This window comes from Parasediminibacterium paludis, from assembly GCF_042651445.1.
GTDB classification, from domain to species: domain Bacteria; phylum Bacteroidota; class Bacteroidia; order Chitinophagales; family Chitinophagaceae; genus Parasediminibacterium; species Parasediminibacterium paludis.
Map to the genome: position 1 here is coordinate 60,603 of NZ_JBHSDC010000029.1, position 17,163 is coordinate 77,765.

18 protein-coding genes are annotated in these 17,163 nt (G+C 36.6%); 5 read left to right on the forward strand and 13 right to left on the reverse strand.

Annotation, left to right across the window (positions count from 1 at the left end; all coding sequences use genetic code 11):
- Positions 1 to 18: 18 nt before the first annotated feature.
- From metH to ACFOW1_RS14165, 6 genes are all read right to left on the reverse strand, one after another.
- Positions 19 to 2,736, reverse strand: coding sequence for a methionine synthase (metH, locus tag ACFOW1_RS14140; protein ID WP_379015133.1), 2,718 nt, complete (start codon positions 2,734 to 2,736; stop codon positions 19 to 21).
- A 49-nt stretch (positions 2,737 to 2,785) separates the two neighbouring features.
- Positions 2,786 to 3,178 carry a GxxExxY protein gene (locus ACFOW1_RS14145; protein ID WP_379015134.1) on the reverse strand — a complete coding sequence of 131 codons (393 nt, stop codon included), beginning with the start codon at positions 3,176 to 3,178 and terminating at the stop codon, positions 2,786 to 2,788.
- A 39-nt stretch (positions 3,179 to 3,217) separates the two neighbouring features.
- Entirely contained in the window at positions 3,218 to 4,234 is a 1,017-nt protein-coding gene (locus ACFOW1_RS14150) for a homocysteine S-methyltransferase family protein (RefSeq protein ID WP_379015135.1), read from the reverse strand.
- A 296-nt stretch (positions 4,235 to 4,530) separates the two neighbouring features.
- Positions 4,531 to 5,061, reverse strand: coding sequence for a YceI family protein (locus tag ACFOW1_RS14155; protein WP_379015138.1), 531 nt, complete (start codon positions 5,059 to 5,061; stop codon positions 4,531 to 4,533).
- Between the two features lie 11 nt (positions 5,062 to 5,072).
- The gene (locus ACFOW1_RS14160; protein ID WP_379015140.1) at positions 5,073 to 5,489 is read right to left on the reverse strand and encodes an OB-fold protein; all 417 of its coding nucleotides are present in this window, start codon (positions 5,487 to 5,489) and stop codon (positions 5,073 to 5,075) included.
- 92 nt (positions 5,490 to 5,581) lie between these two features.
- Positions 5,582 to 6,682: a DUF2891 domain-containing protein gene (locus ACFOW1_RS14165; RefSeq protein WP_379015141.1), complete on the reverse strand. Its 1,101-nt coding sequence runs from the start codon at positions 6,680 to 6,682 to the stop codon at positions 5,582 to 5,584.
- Positions 6,683 to 6,807: 125 nt separating this feature from the next.
- Here ACFOW1_RS14165 and ACFOW1_RS14170 point away from each other — a divergent pair, with 125 nt between their 5' ends.
- Both ACFOW1_RS14170 and ACFOW1_RS14175 read left to right on the forward strand, forming a co-directional pair.
- Positions 6,808 to 7,731, forward strand: a complete 924-nt coding sequence (locus ACFOW1_RS14170; RefSeq protein ID WP_379015143.1) for a hypothetical protein — start codon at positions 6,808 to 6,810, stop codon at positions 7,729 to 7,731.
- 156 nt (positions 7,732 to 7,887) lie between these two features.
- Positions 7,888 to 9,216: a DEAD/DEAH box helicase gene (locus ACFOW1_RS14175; protein ID WP_379015144.1), complete on the forward strand. Its 1,329-nt coding sequence runs from the start codon at positions 7,888 to 7,890 to the stop codon at positions 9,214 to 9,216.
- A 78-nt stretch (positions 9,217 to 9,294) separates the two neighbouring features.
- On the opposite strand, the gene ACFOW1_RS14180 is transcribed toward ACFOW1_RS14175, so the two are convergent.
- The 5 genes from ACFOW1_RS14180 to ACFOW1_RS14200 form a co-directional block, all read right to left on the reverse strand.
- Positions 9,295 to 9,519, reverse strand: a complete 225-nt coding sequence (locus ACFOW1_RS14180; RefSeq protein ID WP_379015145.1) for a CDGSH iron-sulfur domain-containing protein — start codon at positions 9,517 to 9,519, stop codon at positions 9,295 to 9,297.
- Positions 9,520 to 9,554: 35 nt separating this feature from the next.
- Complete coding sequence (locus tag ACFOW1_RS14185; protein ID WP_379015147.1) at positions 9,555 to 10,856, reverse strand: TolC family protein; 1,302 nt, start codon at positions 10,854 to 10,856, stop codon at positions 9,555 to 9,557.
- A 147-nt stretch (positions 10,857 to 11,003) separates the two neighbouring features.
- Positions 11,004 to 11,720 carry a UMP kinase gene (gene pyrH / locus ACFOW1_RS14190; RefSeq protein WP_379015149.1) on the reverse strand — a complete coding sequence of 239 codons (717 nt, stop codon included), beginning with the start codon at positions 11,718 to 11,720 and terminating at the stop codon, positions 11,004 to 11,006.
- 231 nt (positions 11,721 to 11,951) lie between these two features.
- Positions 11,952 to 12,578 carry a nitroreductase family protein gene (locus ACFOW1_RS14195; protein WP_379015151.1) on the reverse strand — a complete coding sequence of 209 codons (627 nt, stop codon included), beginning with the start codon at positions 12,576 to 12,578 and terminating at the stop codon, positions 11,952 to 11,954.
- A 153-nt stretch (positions 12,579 to 12,731) separates the two neighbouring features.
- Complete coding sequence (locus tag ACFOW1_RS14200) at positions 12,732 to 12,980, reverse strand: hypothetical protein (RefSeq protein WP_379015152.1); 249 nt, start codon at positions 12,978 to 12,980, stop codon at positions 12,732 to 12,734.
- 346 nt (positions 12,981 to 13,326) lie between these two features.
- Between ACFOW1_RS14200 and ACFOW1_RS14205 the strand changes: the two genes are divergently transcribed.
- Together ACFOW1_RS14205 and ACFOW1_RS14210 are read left to right on the forward strand one after the other, a co-directional pair.
- Positions 13,327 to 14,310 carry a glycosyltransferase gene (locus ACFOW1_RS14205; RefSeq protein WP_379015154.1) on the forward strand — a complete coding sequence of 328 codons (984 nt, stop codon included), beginning with the start codon at positions 13,327 to 13,329 and terminating at the stop codon, positions 14,308 to 14,310.
- Between the two features lie 27 nt (positions 14,311 to 14,337).
- Positions 14,338 to 15,240 (forward strand): DMT family transporter, encoded by a 903-nt coding sequence (locus ACFOW1_RS14210; protein WP_379015156.1) that lies wholly within the window; start codon positions 14,338 to 14,340, stop codon positions 15,238 to 15,240.
- Positions 15,241 to 15,246: 6 nt separating this feature from the next.
- Here the strand turns inward: ACFOW1_RS14210 and ACFOW1_RS14215 are convergent, their stop codons facing one another.
- Together ACFOW1_RS14215 and pnuC are read right to left on the reverse strand one after the other, a co-directional pair.
- Positions 15,247 to 15,738 carry a SixA phosphatase family protein gene (locus tag ACFOW1_RS14215; RefSeq protein WP_379015158.1) on the reverse strand — a complete coding sequence of 164 codons (492 nt, stop codon included), beginning with the start codon at positions 15,736 to 15,738 and terminating at the stop codon, positions 15,247 to 15,249.
- 127 nt (positions 15,739 to 15,865) lie between these two features.
- The gene (gene pnuC, locus ACFOW1_RS14220) at positions 15,866 to 16,501 is read right to left on the reverse strand and encodes a nicotinamide riboside transporter PnuC (protein WP_379015159.1); all 636 of its coding nucleotides are present in this window, start codon (positions 16,499 to 16,501) and stop codon (positions 15,866 to 15,868) included.
- Between the two features lie 175 nt (positions 16,502 to 16,676).
- Between pnuC and ACFOW1_RS14225 the strand changes: the two genes are divergently transcribed.
- A complete protein-coding gene (locus tag ACFOW1_RS14225; RefSeq protein WP_379015160.1) occupies positions 16,677 to 17,087 on the forward strand; it encodes an OsmC family protein in 411 nt (136 codons plus the stop codon).
- Positions 17,088 to 17,163: the final 76 nt, after the last annotated feature.

Genomic DNA, 17,163 nt, shown 5'->3' on the forward strand with positions numbered 1-17,163 from the left:
CCAATATTTTATAAACCCTTATTCCATATTTTGTCGTAACCATTTTTCAATTTCCTCAGAGCTCATGCCTTTGCGTTTCGCGTAGTCTTCTACTTGGTCTTTTTGCAATTTGCCTACACCAAAATACTGGCTTTGTGGGTGACTGATATACCAACCGCATACAGATGATGCAGGATACATCGCCAAACTTTCGGTTAATGTAATACCAACATTTTCTGTTACTTGTAGTAGATCAAACAGCTTGTATTTTTCTGTATGATCTGGGCAAGCTGGATAGCCTGGTGCAGGACGAATACCTAAATATTTTTCATGAATCAGCTCTTCGTTGCTAAGATGTTCTTCAGTTGCGTAGCCCCAATATTGCTTACGTGTTTTTAAGTGTAAGCATTCTGCAAAAGCTTCTGCTAATCTATCTGCCAAAGCTTGCAGCATAATTTTGTTGTAATCATCCAAGCTGGCTTCAAAAGCTTTTATATGCGGCTCAATACCATCAATAGTTACAGCAAATGCACCAATGTAATCTGTCGACTGTCGACTGTCGACCATTGACGGTTTGATAAAATCTGCAAGCGATAAATTCGGTTGGTCCGCTGCTTTTTGTATTTGCTGGCGCAAAAATTCAAGCTTTATTTCTGACGTTTCACTTTTCACCACTACGCTATCATCGCTACTTGCTGCTGGCCAAAAGCCAATCACGCCTTTTGCAGTTAACCATTTTTCGGCAATAATTTTATCTAGCAAGGCATTGGCATCTTGGTATAGTTTAGTGGCTTCTTTACCTACGATATCATCGGTTAAAATTGCAGGAAAATTGCCGTGCATTTCCCAAGCAATAAAGAAAGGTTTCCAGTCAACAAAATCACGTAGTTCGTTTAAGTCGAAATCTGCAAACACTTTTGTACCCGTAAAGCTTGGTACTATTGGTTGATAATTATCCCAATCAATAACTACTTTTTTCTTCAATGCATCTGCATAAGTTAAGTAGTTTTTAGCTGATTTTTTATTGTCAAAACCATGCTTCAACTTAGTGTATTCTTCAGTAATTTGGTTTAATAATACCCGCTTGTTATCTGCGTTTAGTAAGCTACCTGCAACGGTTACGCTTCTACTAGCGTCTAATACATGAATCACACCATTATCGTATTCTGGGGCAATTTTTACAGCCGTGTGCATACGCGACGTGGTAGCGCCACCAATCAATAGAGGTTGCCTCATCCCACGACGTTTCATTTCTTTAGCAATGTGAACCATTTCATCAAGCGATGGCGTAATTAAGCCGCTTAAGCCAATAATATCTACGTTGTGTTTAATGGCGGCGTCTAAAATTTTATCTGTTGGCACCATTACACCAAGGTCTATAATATCGTAACCATTACAGCCAAGTACTACACCTACAATATTTTTACCAATGTCGTGTACATCACCTTTTACAGTGGCTAATAATATTTTAGCAGCACCTGCACCCTCTTCGTTTATTGTGCCTGCGGCCAAATGTGCTTGCTTTCGCTCTTCCTTTTCTTGCTCAATGTATGGTGTTAATACAGCCACACTTTTCTTCATCACACGCGCACTTTTTACCACTTGTGGCAAAAACATTTTACCAGCACCAAACAAATCGCCCACAAAATTCATCCCATCCATGAGCGGTCCTTCAATTACGTCTAAAGGTTTTGGATATTTTAAACGCGCTTCTTCAGTATCTGCATCTATATATTCTGTAATACCATTTACCAAAGAGTGTTTTAAACGCTCTTCTACACTTGCTTGGCGCCAAGTTTCATCTTTCTCTACCACTTTGCCTTTCGCTTTTACTGTTTCAGCAAAAGCAATGAGTTTTTCGGTAGCCTCATTATTGTCGTTATTTCTGTTTAAAATAACATCTTCGCACAAGTCTCTTAACGTTGGCTCAATTTCATCGTACACTACCAATTGACCAGCATTTACAATACCCATATCCATACCAGCTTTTATGGCATGATATAAAAACACAGAGTGCATGGCTTCACGCACATGCTCATTACCACGGAACGAAAATGATAAATTACTTACGCCACCGCTAATTTTTACCAAAGGATATTTTTGCTTAATAATGCGTGTGGCTTCTATAAAATCTACCCCATAATTATTATGTTCTTCTAAACCCGTAGCTATAGCAAATACATTAATATCAAATATTATATCTTGTGGCTCGAAGCCAACCTGTTCGGTTAATATTTTGTAGGCTCTTTCAGAAATTTCTACTTTTCTTTCTAGCGTATCTGCTTGACCTTTCTCATCGAAAGCCATGACTATTACGGCTGCGCCAAATGCTTTGCAAATGTGTGCTTGCTCTATAAATTTGGCTTCGCCTTCTTTCATAGAAATCGAGTTTACAATGCACCTGCCTTGAATACATTTTAACCCAGCCATAATGATTTCAAACTTAGAGCTATCTACCATAATAGGTATTTTTGCAATATCTGGCTCGCTTTGTACAAGGTTAATAAACGTAGTCATGGCTTGCACACCATCTAGCAAGGCGTCATCCATGTTTACGTCTAAAATTTGGGCACCATTTTCTACCTGCTGACGTGCCACGGACAAAGCTTCTTCGTATTGATTGTTTAAAATCAATCTGGCAAACTTTTTACTACCAGTTACATTGGTACGCTCACCAACATTCACAAAATTTGTTTCTGGTCGTATGATTAAAGGCTCCAAACCAGATAAGCGTAAGTAAGGTTTTATAGTTGTCATTTTCTATTTTTTGAACCACAACGCCATATCGACTCAACGATTCACAACGTTAAAGAATTCTTCTTTTTATACCGTCTTTAATTAATGGCGTATGAAAATTTATGATGTAGCCAAGTCTTAATCCTGTTAATTTAAGGTAACTTAGTAGTTGTGCTTCCCAAACAGCATGATTATTTTCCTGTGCTTTTAACTCAACAATAATTTTTCCATCAACAAGAATATCCAATCTCAAGCCATTTTCAATCTCTAAATCTTCGTAGTGAATAGGTACTTTAACTTGCTTTTTAAAAGGAATATTTCGAAGAAATAGTTCATAACAAAAACATTCCTCGTAAACTTTTTCTAATAAGCCTGGACCAAGTTTGCGATGTATTTTAAAAGCTACATCATAAACAGCATTACCTAATTCGTTTTCTACTTCAGAAAGTTGTGTATGCATCATTGTGTTCCTTTGGTTCGTTCTGTCGTTGTGGTTAACAATCTAAACAATCGACGATTCCAAAACTGGCAGTATTCTTGGTTGCAGCTTTTTCACATTATCTGCTATGTGCTTTATATGATCTGGTGTGGTGCCGCAGCAGCCACCTACAATATTTACCCAACCATTTTTTGCCCATTCTTCTATAAAATGTGCGGTTTGGTGTGGTTGTTCATCGTATTCACCCATGGCATTTGGTAAGCCTGCATTTGGGTAAGCCGATGTGTAACAAGCCGCTATATTGCTTAGCTCCTCAATGTGACCACGCATTTCTTGCGCACCCAGAGCACAGTTTAATCCAATGCTAATGGGATTCGCATGCTTTACAGATATATAAAATGCTTCTAAGGTTTGTCCGCTTAAGGTTCTTCCAGAAGCATCGGTAATAGTACCACTAATCATGATAGGTAATTCTGGTAAACCTTTGGTTCTAAAAAATTGCTTGGTAGCAAAAATGGCAGCCTTCGCATTTAAAGTATCAAAAATGGTTTCTATTAAAATAATATCTACACCACCATCTACCAAGCCTTGTATTTGCTCGGTATAAGCAGCGACTACTTCATCAAAAGTCACAGCTCTGTAACCAGGATTGTTGACATCTGGCGACAGCGACAAAGTTTTGTTTAATGGGCCAATAGCGCCTGCCACATATTTTGGTAACGCATCAGGATGTGCTGCTTGATAGCGTTCTATGGCTTTGCGAGCACATTGCGCAGAAGCGACGTTCATTTCGTAAGCAAGGGATTGCATATCATAATCTGCCTGAGCAATTACGGTGCTGCTGAATGTATTGGTTTCTATAATATCTGCACCAGCTTCTAAATATTGCAAATGAATACCAATAATTATTTCAGGGTTGGTAATGCTCAACAAATCGTTGTTGCCTTTTACATCGCTTGGCCAGTTAGCAAATCGCTCACCACGATAATTGGCTTCTTGCAGTTTATGGCGCTGAATCATAGTGCCCATGGCGCCATCTATAACGAGTATTCTTTTTTCTAAATCTTGTCTAATGCTCATGTCAATGAATTGTCAAAAAGTGAAAAGTGAAACTTTTGTAAACCCGTTTTATTGTAGGCAATTGTTGAGGGCTGTAAAAAGTACAAGTGTGCGACGCCTATGAAGCTACATAGTAGTACTACAGCCGACCAACAAATAATAAGAATTTTGAAATTTTAACGAGTAGCAAATCCTGTAGGGTGTGTGGAAATGGGCCCGTTTATTAGTTCAAAATTGTTAAGCAGGTTGAACAATAAACAAATCCGCCTGCTACTGCAAAAGTAACAGGCGGATAGGTATTTACCAAAGTTGATTTATTATTCGTATTTAGCGGTAACAGTAATTTCCAAGTCTTTAGCTACATCGCTGCCATCGACGCCATAATCTTTTACGTTTATTTTGAAAGCGCTTTTGGTACTTACAATGCCTTTCTCTATCGTAATAGTACCTGTTGCAGATACATTTTTAGTAACGCCTTTTATGGTTAAGGTGCCTGCAGCGGTAACTTTATAAGTGCCATCTTTAGCAAAATTTACGGTAGCAATATTGGTGATTTTGCCTTTAAACTCACCTTTAGGAAACTTGGTGCTGTTCATATAATCTGCACCGTTAAAGTGTTCTTGCATCAATTCGTTTTCAAAACGAAACCCTTTGATTAATACGCTAAACATAATGTCGCCAGTGTTGCTTACCAGCTTACTTACGGCTTGGTTGTTTATGGCAGAAATATCTTCGGCGGGTGTATGTGAGAAAAACTTAACTTGTGCGGCTTTGGTTACATACGTTTTTTGGGCAAACGTGCTAGCCACCAACAATAGAGCTACCAAAAATAAAAAAGTGTACTTCATAATTAATGATTTTATTGTTTTACAATGATGGCATCGATAATTACTACATCGCTTAAATAGCCAGTGCAAATACCTTTTACAGTAATGGTATTTCCCCCTTGAATTTGACCAGCATCTTCTTTTAAAGTGCAATAAATGTTAGAGAAACTATCATTGCTTTTAAGGGTAACAGTTGGCTTGCCATCTTGGTTCTTTTTTGCTTCAATAACTTGCCCTGTAATAGCAACGGCTTTATTAAGATATATTTTGTTGGCAGAATCTTCGTTGGCTAAAAAGTCGCCCACAATTTTTATAGCTGTAACATTGATAGCTTGTTCGTCGGCTACATCGCGCTTAAAATGGGTGGGTTTATAAAATATAAAATACCAAACACCAATACCACCGATAACAGCAGCTATTAAACCAGCAATGATAATTTTCTTTTTCATAGTTGTGTATTACAATTAGGATACAAAAATACTATGCAAGTCTATCGAAAAAGCAGCATAAATGGTTGCATGTACAAATATTCCTTAACTCATTAATTTACTAAAGCATACACGGCAAAGCTAGCCAACCAATGTTCGCCTCCGTAATTACCACTTGCAATGTTGGGCAAGCTTGCTTTTAAATGATTGATTGATGAGCGTTGTAAAATCGCTTTACGCTTATCGGTTATAGGCAAAATTGACGCAATACCTTTCATACACCAACTACGGCTAAAGCACAAACCATCAAGGTGTACAATTTGAAAATCATTTCTATCTGAAACAACAGGTAATTGTGTTAAATGTTGTAAGCCAGTAGGAGAAATCCATTGATTCAACCACTGTATAAACTCCGCTTTAGGCAGTACACGGCGCATTAAATCGGCCTCTTCCAATGATGGCGATAGAAAATCGGTACCATCTGGCTCCCATTGGCTTGGGGCATTTTTATCATTTAAATACAATTTTTTAGCCGCCGCAGTAATAGCATTTTCAAAATTACTATTACCTACTATTTTTGCATAGTCTAGTGCGAATACCAACCCAAAAGCCGTATTTGGATGCATACCGGTGCGGTTAGGATAAGTTTGTTTAGGTAAATATGTGAGCCAAAAATTGACAATAGTATCGCACATGGGCTGCAATGCGGCGCTCCAATTTTTAGCGTCAGCATCGTCCCACGTTAGTAGTTCTTGCTGTAATTTTAGTAGCCATGCCCAGCCATACGTACGTTCGTAGCTTCTGTTTAATGGCGCATCAAAATATTTTAATTCTTGAATAATATTTTCTTTCGTAATGGTTGTGTTGATGGTGGCTCTTGCTTGTTTTGCTTCTGGCAAATTGGGAAATTGTTTCAGCAAGCGTATCAACATCCAATGTCCATGAACCGTACTATGCCAATCGAAACAACCATAGAAAGCAGGATGCATTTGCCTTGGTAGTAATACATGGTCTGCCGCCGTGGTGGATGTGTGGCTAGTTTTGTTTGGAAACTCTTGCTCAATACATTTTAGAGGTAAGCTTGCAAGGTGCGATGCGCCTGCTTCGGTCAATTCTAGCATACTGCTATCTTTTGAAGTGGTAAAAAAAGGCCTAGTTTGTGCTTGTAAAGTATTTACACAAATGCTGAAAGCTAGAAAGACAATGTATTTCATGTACAGTATTTTAAAGTGAATGTAAGGAATGAAAAATAGTTGTGTAGCATGTACAGTGTAAATTTATTGCGCCTTAAACTATTTATTTAGCAATAAGTCATAATTACCACAAAATAACCCATATAATGACGCAAATACTTAAAAAACTAACCACATGTTTTTGTCTCAGCTTGCTTTTATTTGTCAATCAAATCACAGCTCAAAGCAAAACGTCTGATGACGCTACTAAAAATAGTTATTTTAAAGGAAGTCTTTCTTATTCGTCGAATTCGGTATATAATGGGCGAAAAGATTCGCTAACAACACCTTACATAACACCTAATTTGGGTTATTACGATAAAAGTGGCTTTTATGCCAATAGTTCTCTTTCATATCTTACGTCATCTACAGAAAAAAGAATAGATTTATTTGCAATAGAAGCTGGATATGATTTTGATATCTCGAGTCAATTCTCTGGTAGTATTTATGGCGATAAAAATTTCTATAATAAGTCTAGTACTAACATAAAGAGTGATATTAGTGGTAGTTTAGGGGGTAATCTGAGTTATGATTTGGACATCTTACAAGTTAATGCGGGTGCTGATGTATTATTTGCCAACAAAACTGACATAGCACTTAATGGTGGTATTGCTCATGCTTTTTATATAGGCGAAGACGATAATCAATGGACGATTACGCCTACTGCAACTACCCACCTAAGCACACTTAATTTTTATCAGGGGTATACCAATAGGCGAGCTGGTAAAAACGCGAAAGCACCTAACGGTAGTACCATCACTACTAGTACCGTTGTTACCAATCGCAGTACTGGCTTAACATTACTTGACTATGAACTGTCTTTACCAATAAGCTACGATGCTAAAAGTTGGGGTTTTTCACTAACTCCCACATTGGCATTGCCTACCAATCCTATTTATACGAGTACCATTGTGACACTAAAATCACGTGTAGGTACCACTGTTTTGCAGACCCAAAATTCGACACCCATATCAGAAACTAACTTAAACTCGGTATTTTATGTCGAACTAATGGTATATTTTAAGTTTTAAACGCTACTTTTTTAAACGTAATATTTGTGTTTCTAGCAGTAGTACTTTTATTAAGTAATCGTTCTATTGCTAAAGGTAGCGTTCTATTCAGTATGCTGCAAGTTAGCTGCCTACCAAAAAACAGCACTACACAAAATAAGCCTTAGGTTTGCAGCAATGCAACACTTGAATATTTCCACGGCTTCCATATTGGCCAATCTTAAAATTGATGCTTTAAACCCGATGCAAGAGGCATCGCTAATCGCCAATACGCAATACGATAATGTGATATTGTTATCTGCAACAGGTTCAGGTAAAACACTCGCTTTTATGCTGCCTGTTTTACCTCTATTAGATGTAACTAATAAAAATACACAAGCTTTAATTATTGTCCCTGCTCGTGAATTGGCGCAGCAAATAGAAGATGTGTTTAAACAAATGGGTACAGGCTTAAAAATTACTAGTTGCTATGGCGGTCATAAGCGTGAAACTGAGGAAAATAACCTGATAGAGCCCCCAGCAATTATTGTAGGCACGCCTGGCCGCTTGGCAGATCATATTCGTAGAGGCAATATTACGATTGATACTATTACAACGTTGGTATTAGACGAATTTGACAAATCGTTAGAACTAGGTTTTCAAGACGAAGTATCTTTTATCATAAGTAGTTTACCTTCAGTTGAAAAGCGAATTCTAACATCTGCTACAGAAGCTGTAGAGATTCCAGATTTTTTGGGGCTTACCAATGCAGAGCGCTTAAACTATTTGCCTACAGAAAAAGATACTGCCAATAAACTGCTCATACAAAAAGTAGTAAGCGCCGATAAAGATAAAATAGAAACCTTATTTAAACTGATTTGTCACCTAGGCAATCGTTCAACGATTGTTTTTTGCAACCATAGAGAATCGGTAAATCGTACTAGCGATTTTCTAGCCAAGCAAGGCATTAGCAACGAGTTTTACCATGGTGCATTAGAACAGCAAGAACGAGATAGCGCTTTATGTAAATTTAGAAATGGCAGTACCAATGTATTGGTTACCACGGATTTGGCAGCACGTGGTTTAGATATTCCTAATATTCGCTACATCATACATTATCATTTACCTGCAACCGAAGATGTGTTTGTGCATAGAAATGGTAGAACTGCGCGTATGGAAGCAAGCGGAACTGCTATTTTGCTATTATCGAGCAGCGAAATATTACCAGAATTTATAGACCAAGGCATAGAGGAATTAATGGTTCCAGAAAATAGTCCTTTACCCGAAAAACCAAAATGGACAACCTTGTTTATAGCTGCAGGTAAAAAAGACAAAGTCAATAAAATTGACATAGTTGGTTTTTTAAGTAACAAGGGACAATTGAAAAAAGAAGATATAGGCCTAATAGAAGTGAAAGACTTTTTCAGTTTTGTTGCAGTACGTAAAAACAAAGTAGGTGAAGTGCTAAGCCTGATACGCGACGAACGTATTAAAAACAAAAAAGTAAAAATAGAAGTTGCAAAGTAATTATTATTAAATAAAAAGAGTTAAAAATCAATAAGTAAAAATTATTGATTTTTAACTCTTTTTCACAATTGTAATAATTTAAACTTTCTTTGGAGGTAATGCAAATGCAATTGCTTCATGTTCAAAATGTCCACGATGTGCACCATCGCAAAATGGTTTGTTTTTAGATAAGCCACACCTGCAAATAGATACTAATTCTCTACCGCCAAGATCATAAGCATTGCCTTGCATATCTACAATTTCAAAGTCGCCCTCTACTCGTACCGAGCCATTGTTGTTAATGGTTAATTTGGTGGTTGCCATAGTGTTTTTAATATTAAAGTTGAAATGGTTGTAGGTTAAAATGTTAATTGATTGGCAATTTGCTGTAGACTTATTTCTGCTGCTTTTGCTGCATAACTGAGGTTTACAAGTCTATAACCTTCATTCTCAAAGCTTTGCTGTGCTTGTTTTACATCAATAATGGTGGCTTGCCCAAGTTGAAAACGTTGTAATACTAAGTCCAATAATTTTAGCGAAAGCTGGTAATTATTAGCTTCTGTTTTTAATTGTTGTAAAGTATTGGTGTACGATTGATAGCTACGCATCGTATTCGATTCAAAATCTCTTAGTAGCATATCACGTTGCGTTTCAGCAATTTTGGTATTTACTTCAGCAATTTTTTGTTGACGCTTAAATACACTGCCATTATAAATAGGAACGGCAACACTTACCCCAATAAATGGTCCATAACTTTGGTTAAGTAAGGTAAACCCGCCTGCGGTTTTATTAGTACTAAAGTTAAAACCTGTGTTCGCTCTAACGCTTGGGTAGCGTTGCGCTGCGGTTTCTTTTTCTATTAAACTATTAATTTGTATCTGTTGTTCAGCAGCTAATACAGCTGGATTTGTTTTAATAGCAGATTTAATGGCGTCAAGATTAATATTATTGTTTACGATAATAGTATCACTTATCTCAAAACTATTATTAGTTCTTAAAGACATTAGGTTAAGTAAGTCAGTTTTTGCAATATCTATCACCAGCTGCTGCGCTTGCTGTTGTTGTACCAATGCATTTAGATCCAGTTGTGCTTGGTATACATCTGCATTGTTAGACAAGCCCACATCTTTACGGGTTTGTAAAATACTTAATCTTTGTTTAGATACTTCAATAGATTGGTCAATTGTTTTAAGGTAGCTCTGTTGTCTAACCACATCGTAGTATTTGGTCATTACACTTGCAAGCGTACTTTGTATTTGCGCATTTAGTTGCGAAACGCTTTGCTGTTGCAATTGCTCTAAGCGGTTTTTTGTAGCTACTATACGATAACCATTGTACAATACCATACTACCTGTAACGCCCGCAGCTACAGTGTTTGAAGCAACCCCAGTTTGCTGCGCATTTCGTGATGCATCAGAATACTTTTGGTTAATATTGCTAACTTGTTCGTTATCACTAAGTGTTCCAGATACTGTTGGTAACCCACCTGCAATACCAATATGGTTATTAATGGTATTTATGTCAACATTACTTTTAGCTAACTGTATATCGTAACTACTTTTAAGTGCTATGTTAATAGCTTCTTGTAGTGTTAATTTTTGCTGCGCAAGTGCAGAAGCTGTTATAGAAAGACCCAATAAAACGAATGGTATTTTCTTCATAATGTGAAGTTATCTTGGCTAAGGTCTGCGACCAATACTAATTATATCAACGGTTGTAACAAAAGGTATAAAACTGCAAATACACTAATTCGCTTTCTGTCTATCAACAAAACAGCCCCAAAATGTGCGTTTCATATGTCATATTTATTAACTTACTAATGTTCCCACATCTTTACCCTCTACCACTTGCAACAAGTTGCCTGGGCGGTTCATATCAAATACAATAATTGGCATTTTATTTTCCATGCAAAGTGTAAAAGCGGTCATGTCCATCACTTTCAGATTTTTACTTATGCAATCTTGATAAGTTAACTTCTCAAATCTGATGGCTGCAGGATCTTTTTCAGGATCAGCAGTGTAAATGCCATCTACTCTGGTACCTTTTAAAATTACGTCAGCTTTCATTTCTATAGCACGTAAACTACCCGCCGTATCTGTAGTAAAATATGGATTGCCGGTACCAGCGCCAAATATTACCACACGACCTTTCTCTAAATGACGTAATGCTTTTCTACGAATGTATGGTTCGGCTACTTGCTCCATATTAATAGCACTTTGTAAACGGGTATATACTCCTATTTTTTCAAGCATCGCTTGCATTGCCATCGCATTAATGACGGTTGCAAGCATACCCATATAATCGCCATGTGCCCTTTCAATACCGCTATCAGTTTCGTTCATACCACGGTAAATATTACCACCGCCAATAACTATTGCTACCTGTACACCCATATCGGTAACCATTTTAATATCATGGGCATATTGTTCTATAATTTTAGGGTTAAATGGATCGCCATTGCGTTGATCGCCCAATAAAGCTTCACCAGATAATTTTAAAAGAACACGTTTGTACTTAGGTAGCATGAAATAGATTTTTAATTGCTGCAAATAACCCGCTTTTTTGCAGATGTTCCAAGCCTTAATTTATAAAGACGATATCGTGCTTAGATATAAGCTACTTGCTTGTGTTACTGCACAACTTATGTAGTTAAGCCATGTCAACTTATCCCTACAGAATGTGGTTTTTGGGGATACTTTTAACTAAAAAGCCACCCTTTGCAAAAAGAGTGGCTTTGGTTAAAGTGGGTGTAACTATTAAATAAACTGAAACAATTCAGATTGGTCTCTTCTTACTTTAATAGCACTAGCCAATTGATCGTCTGCTGCGCGATAACCCAAAGGTAAAATAACTACTGATTTTAAACCTTTAGCTGCTAAGCCTAGAATTTCATCAAATTGTTGTGCATTAAAACCTTCCATCGGTGTTGCATCTACTTCTTCTGAAGCAGCAGCTACCAAAGCAGTACCTAACGCAATGTAAATTTGTTTTGAAGCCCAAATTTGTTTTTGTTCTACTGTTAACTTAGTAATAGACCCCTCCATCATTGATTTGTAACCTGCAAGATGTTCAGCATCCATATTGCGTGTTTTAGCAATATTATCTATAAAGGCAGCTATTTCTTTTTCAGTAATATCCGTCCACGCACAGAACACTAATAATTGTGAAGACGCTGCAATTTGTGGTTGATTATAAGCAGCAGGTGCCAATTTTTCTTTAGTTGCTGCATCTTCAATTACTAGAATCGTATATGGCTGTAAGCCATAGGAAGAAGCTGATAATTGTGTAGCACGAAGAATATTTTGTAATTTGTCTGCTGGTATTTTTTCACCAGACATTTTTTTGGTAGCATAGCGCCACTCTAATTGTTGTATTAAACTCATTTTTTTTAATTTTAATGTTTGAACACCAAAATTAATACTAAACAAGGAACATTGCAGAGGGGACAACAAAAATTTCACATCTCGGTAATAAGTACACTTCGGCGTAAAGACCAAGACGAATTTATCTTACGAAATAAAAAAATAAGGCGAGATTTAATTTTTGTTACACACAAAAACGAAAGGTTTATGGCTTTTATCTCTAATTGCTTGCTGTATCAGATGTGGTTTCTTGATAATTTTGTACTTATTTACGTCAATCACTTCATTAGCAATACAAAAGCTGTGGATGCTTTCTACACTGTACAAAAGATTGTTTAATAGGGTGATTTCATGTTCCATTGCAGCTTCGCTAACAGAATCATACTTCATCAACACAATCAAATCGCGATTTCCTGTTTTCATAACAAAGAGGGGTAACTTTGTTTTAAAATTTATTTATCCAACAACTTTTCTTTCAGGACACATACACTGTTTCTTTGATGAGGACTTAGAAAAAACCTTGCAGGATGTCATGGTTATACTAAATATTAACACCAAAAGAACAATTAAATTTATCCAGTTTTTCATAATGGTAACGTAAAATTAATGTAATCGGTTGAAAATAAATGTCTAAACGCTAAATTTAATTTAAATTAAAGCTAAAATTAACATACCAACAATACTGATAGCTCCTCTTGATTGGGGCTTAGGTCATGCTACACGTTGTATTTCCATTATAAAAGCGTTGTTACATAATAATTGCAAGGTTATGGTTGCCTGCAACGATGTACAAAAACGGCTTTTAGAACAAGAATTTTCAACCCTTTCCTTCTTGCCATTACAAGGTTACGATATAACGTACAATAAACATCCTAAATTGTTGACTTTAAGTATTTTACAACAATTGCCCAAAATTGCTGGAGCTATTAAGCGTGAACATTTTTGGTTAGATGATATAGTTGATTTGTACAAAATAGATATTGTGATTAGTGATAATCGATATGGTTTATATAGTAAGAAAGCCCATTGCATATTTATTACTCATCAACTTGAAATAAAAGCACCACTTCGTATTGTAGAAAAAGTATTGCAAAAAATAAATTACCGTTACATCCAACAGTATAACGCTTGTTGGGTGCCTGATTTTGAAAATGATGACAATATTGCTGGCTCTCTATCACATCCCAAACAATTACCCAAAATACCAGTACACTATATTGGACCATTGTCTCGCTTTGATATTACTGAGGAGCAAGAAAAAAAATATGATTTTTGCATAAGTCTGAGTGGTCCCGAACCGCAGCGGACAACGCTAGAAAACCTCATTTTACAACAAATAGTTGCGCAAAATATAATGGGTAAAATAGTGCTAGTGAGAGGTTTGCCAAAAGCGATAGATACTCTTGTGGCACCTCCAAACGTTACTGTATTTAACCATATGAATGGAGATACGCTAGGCAAATACATAGCCCAAAGTCAATATGTTTTATGTAGAAGCGGCTACACAACCGTCATGGAACTTTTGGCCTTGCATCAAAAAGCCATATTAATACCTACACCAGGCCAAACAGAGCAAGAATATTTAGCCAAGAAACTCCACCAGCAAGGTTGGGGGTATAGTATTGCACAGCAGGCTTTTCATTTTAAAACAGCTATAGAAAATGCAAATAACTTTAAGTATCAGTTACCAACAGCTTCCCCAAGTGATTTGCAAAAATTTATTTCCGCATTTTTAGAAAAGACGCTTGGCTAAAACGCCGTCCTTACTTTTGTACCTTACATGACTACAAAAGTAAAGGCACATATTGCCGTTTTAATAGCCAATTTTTTCTTTGGTGCTTGTATAGTTGCTGTTAAGCATATAACTCCAAGCGTTATGCCGCCCTTTGCATTAAATGTAGCCCGAGTGGGTACTGCATTATTGCTTTTTTGGCTGCTACGTTTTTTTAGCGATACCAAAGCTGGGATTAAAAAAAATGACATACCACGTTTTATTATTTGTGGTATATGTGGTGTTGCTGTTAATCAAATATTTTTTATCAAAGGCGCTTCATTATCAAGCCCGATACACGTGTCTTTATTGGCTTTAAGCACGCCAATAGCCATTACTATTATTGCTGCATGGTTGCTAAAAGAACAACTAACATTGAATAAAATATTGGGTTTATTACTTGGTATAAGTGGGGCTGCTACGTTAATTTTTTCTAGAGTGTCTAATGCAGAAGGTAAGGATATGTTGTTGGGTGATTTATTTATTATTTTAAATGCCGTTTCCTACGCATTTTACTTGGTTTTGGTAAGACCATTGATGGCACGGTATAGCCCCTTGCATGTAACACGATGGGTGTTTTTGTTTGGCGCCACCATTATTTTGCCCATAGGCATGAAAGATTTTGTAAACACCCAATGGTCTGCGTTTCAGTTTATGCATTGGCTGTCGCTATTTTTTGTAGTGATAGGTGCTACTTTTATCGCTTATCTATTTATTGTATATGGCATTTCCCATTTAGGGCCTTCTATTACAGGTACTTATGTATATACCCAGCCTGTTTTTGCCACCATTACGGCTATGGTTTTATTTCACGAACAATTGTCTTTTGTAAAAATAGTAGCTGCGCTATTAATTTTTGGTGGTGTATTTCTTGCCAATAAAAAGCGAGATATTGAAACCGTGGTAGACTAATAAGAGCTACAAATTTTTGGGGTAATCAAAAAACCAGAAATCTTTTTTTGCTTTTCTAAAATCTGCCCAATCCTTGCATTGTGCTTTTACTGCAAAAATGCCACAAGTAGGCATATTATCAATTTGTGTAGTGGTAAGCATATTGGCAAAATCTGTGATTCCAGGATTATGTGCAAATACTGCGGCAGTTTCTATTGTATTTGGTAAGGAAGTGACAACTTTAAAAATAGTTTCGGCAGTAGCATTGTATAACTCGTCAATTTGTAAAATACTATTTTTTGAATATTGATAAGTAGCTGCAAAATAGATTGCTGTAGTTAAAGCCCTCACAGCTGTACTAGACACAAAGGCGTTAATAGTAATTTGTTTATCTAATAACCGCTTGGCCATCATGGGGGCATTGTTATGGCCACGTTCGTTTAATTGTCTATCAACGTCGGAAAGTGCTGTTACATCCCAGCTACTTTTTGCGTGGCGAATAACAAGAAGTTGTTTCATTTTCAAAGGGATACTTTACTGCAAAGTACGACCGCTTTTGAGTAAATGTACCAATATGGTTATATATTTTCAATCAACAATTATTTGCACCTTATAAATAATTGCTAAAGTGAATGCTACAAGATTACTAAACAACAACTTTTAAGGCTCGCTCTCTGTTTGTCCATTCAATTAAACCTGCGATGGCTAATGCTAATAAAACCACATATTGAACGCTTGTAAACACATAGCCTTTTACAAAATACAATGGTATTGAAGCAGTGTTGGTTAAAATCCACCAAATCCAACTTTCTACTTTTTTCTTTGCCATTAGCCACATGCCGGTATAAGCAGTTGCACTCGCAAAGGCGTCAGCCCAAGGAATGGCACCGGGCGAAAAGTGTTGTTTTAGCCAATACAAACTAATATAAATGATAATGTAAAAACCCGCAAAAATGGTTAGATGAATCCGCCAATCTTTTACTGTTGACTTGGTGATGTGTACTACTAAATGTTGCTGTGCATCTTTTTTAGCCCATAAAATCCAGCCATAAATACTCATGATGGTATAGTAAATATTCACACTTGCTTCGCCAAAAAGATTGCCTTCAAAACTAATTTCTGTATAAATAATCGTGCTTACCAAGCCAATAGGATATACCCAAATGTTCTCTTTTTTACTAAGAAATACACTTGCTATGCCAAATACCACCGCTACAAATTCTTTTAGGGTAGTTTGCTTAATACCTGTTATAAATTCTTGAATAACGGTAGAGATATCCACGTAATTGATAATATTTGACCTCAAAGATAAAGTTGTGATGACATGAATTTGTTTATTGACTTGTTTTGGTTTTCGAGTAAAGAAAAATTATGCATATGATAACATGATGCTAGAAATTCACTAACAATAATTGTTTACTTTGAGTATAATTTTTAAACCAATAAATAAAACAATTATGATACGTCATGCATCAGCTATTTGGAATGGCAGTGGTAAAGAAGGTAATGGTAACCTTACTACCCAAAGCACCACACTTAACAAAACACAATATTCCTTTAACACTCGCTTTGCAGAAGGCGTAGGTACCAATCCCGAAGAGTTGGTAGCAGCTGCACATGCAGGTTGCTTTACTATGAAGTTGAGCTTTGTCATTGGTGAAGCCGGTTTTACGCCAGAAACATTAGAAACCAAATGCGAATTAACATTTGAAAACGGTGCAATTACAAAATCTCATCTGATTGTAACAGCCAAGGTACCAGGTATTGATGCTGAGAAATTTCAAGCCGCGGTTAAAGATGCCGAGGCAAACTGCCCAATATCTAAATTGTTAAATACAGCTATCAGCAGCGAAGCCACTTTACTATAAAGTATTGATAGGAACACCGATAATTAGATAGATAATTATGACTAATCTATTTGTTTTATCGGTGTTTCTTTTTAAA

Coding starts and splice junctions, on each gene's coding strand:
- metH (WP_379015133.1), bottom strand. CDS start 2,736: ATGACAACTATAAAACCTTACTTACGCTTATCTGGTTTGGAGCCTTTA.
- ACFOW1_RS14145 (WP_379015134.1), bottom strand. CDS start 3,178: ATGATGCATACACAACTTTCTGAAGTAGAAAACGAATTAGGTAATGCT.
- ACFOW1_RS14150 (WP_379015135.1), bottom strand. CDS start 4,234: ATGAGCATTAGACAAGATTTAGAAAAAAGAATACTCGTTATAGATGGC.
- ACFOW1_RS14155 (WP_379015138.1), bottom strand. CDS start 5,061: ATGAAGTACACTTTTTTATTTTTGGTAGCTCTATTGTTGGTGGCTAGC.
- ACFOW1_RS14160 (WP_379015140.1), bottom strand. CDS start 5,489: ATGAAAAAGAAAATTATCATTGCTGGTTTAATAGCTGCTGTTATCGGT.
- ACFOW1_RS14165 (WP_379015141.1), bottom strand. CDS start 6,682: ATGAAATACATTGTCTTTCTAGCTTTCAGCATTTGTGTAAATACTTTA.
- ACFOW1_RS14170 (WP_379015143.1), top strand. CDS start 6,808: ATGACGCAAATACTTAAAAAACTAACCACATGTTTTTGTCTCAGCTTG.
- ACFOW1_RS14175 (WP_379015144.1), top strand. CDS start 7,888: ATGCAACACTTGAATATTTCCACGGCTTCCATATTGGCCAATCTTAAA.
- ACFOW1_RS14180 (WP_379015145.1), bottom strand. CDS start 9,519: ATGGCAACCACCAAATTAACCATTAACAACAATGGCTCGGTACGAGTA.
- ACFOW1_RS14185 (WP_379015147.1), bottom strand. CDS start 10,856: ATGAAGAAAATACCATTCGTTTTATTGGGTCTTTCTATAACAGCTTCT.
- pyrH (WP_379015149.1), bottom strand. CDS start 11,720: ATGCTACCTAAGTACAAACGTGTTCTTTTAAAATTATCTGGTGAAGCT.
- ACFOW1_RS14195 (WP_379015151.1), bottom strand. CDS start 12,578: ATGAGTTTAATACAACAATTAGAGTGGCGCTATGCTACCAAAAAAATG.
- ACFOW1_RS14200 (WP_379015152.1), bottom strand. CDS start 12,980: ATGAAAACAGGAAATCGCGATTTGATTGTGTTGATGAAGTATGATTCT.
- ACFOW1_RS14205 (WP_379015154.1), top strand. CDS start 13,327: ATGGTTGCCTGCAACGATGTACAAAAACGGCTTTTAGAACAAGAATTT.
- ACFOW1_RS14210 (WP_379015156.1), top strand. CDS start 14,338: ATGACTACAAAAGTAAAGGCACATATTGCCGTTTTAATAGCCAATTTT.
- ACFOW1_RS14215 (WP_379015158.1), bottom strand. CDS start 15,738: ATGAAACAACTTCTTGTTATTCGCCACGCAAAAAGTAGCTGGGATGTA.
- ACFOW1_RS14225 (WP_379015160.1), top strand. CDS start 16,677: ATGATACGTCATGCATCAGCTATTTGGAATGGCAGTGGTAAAGAAGGT.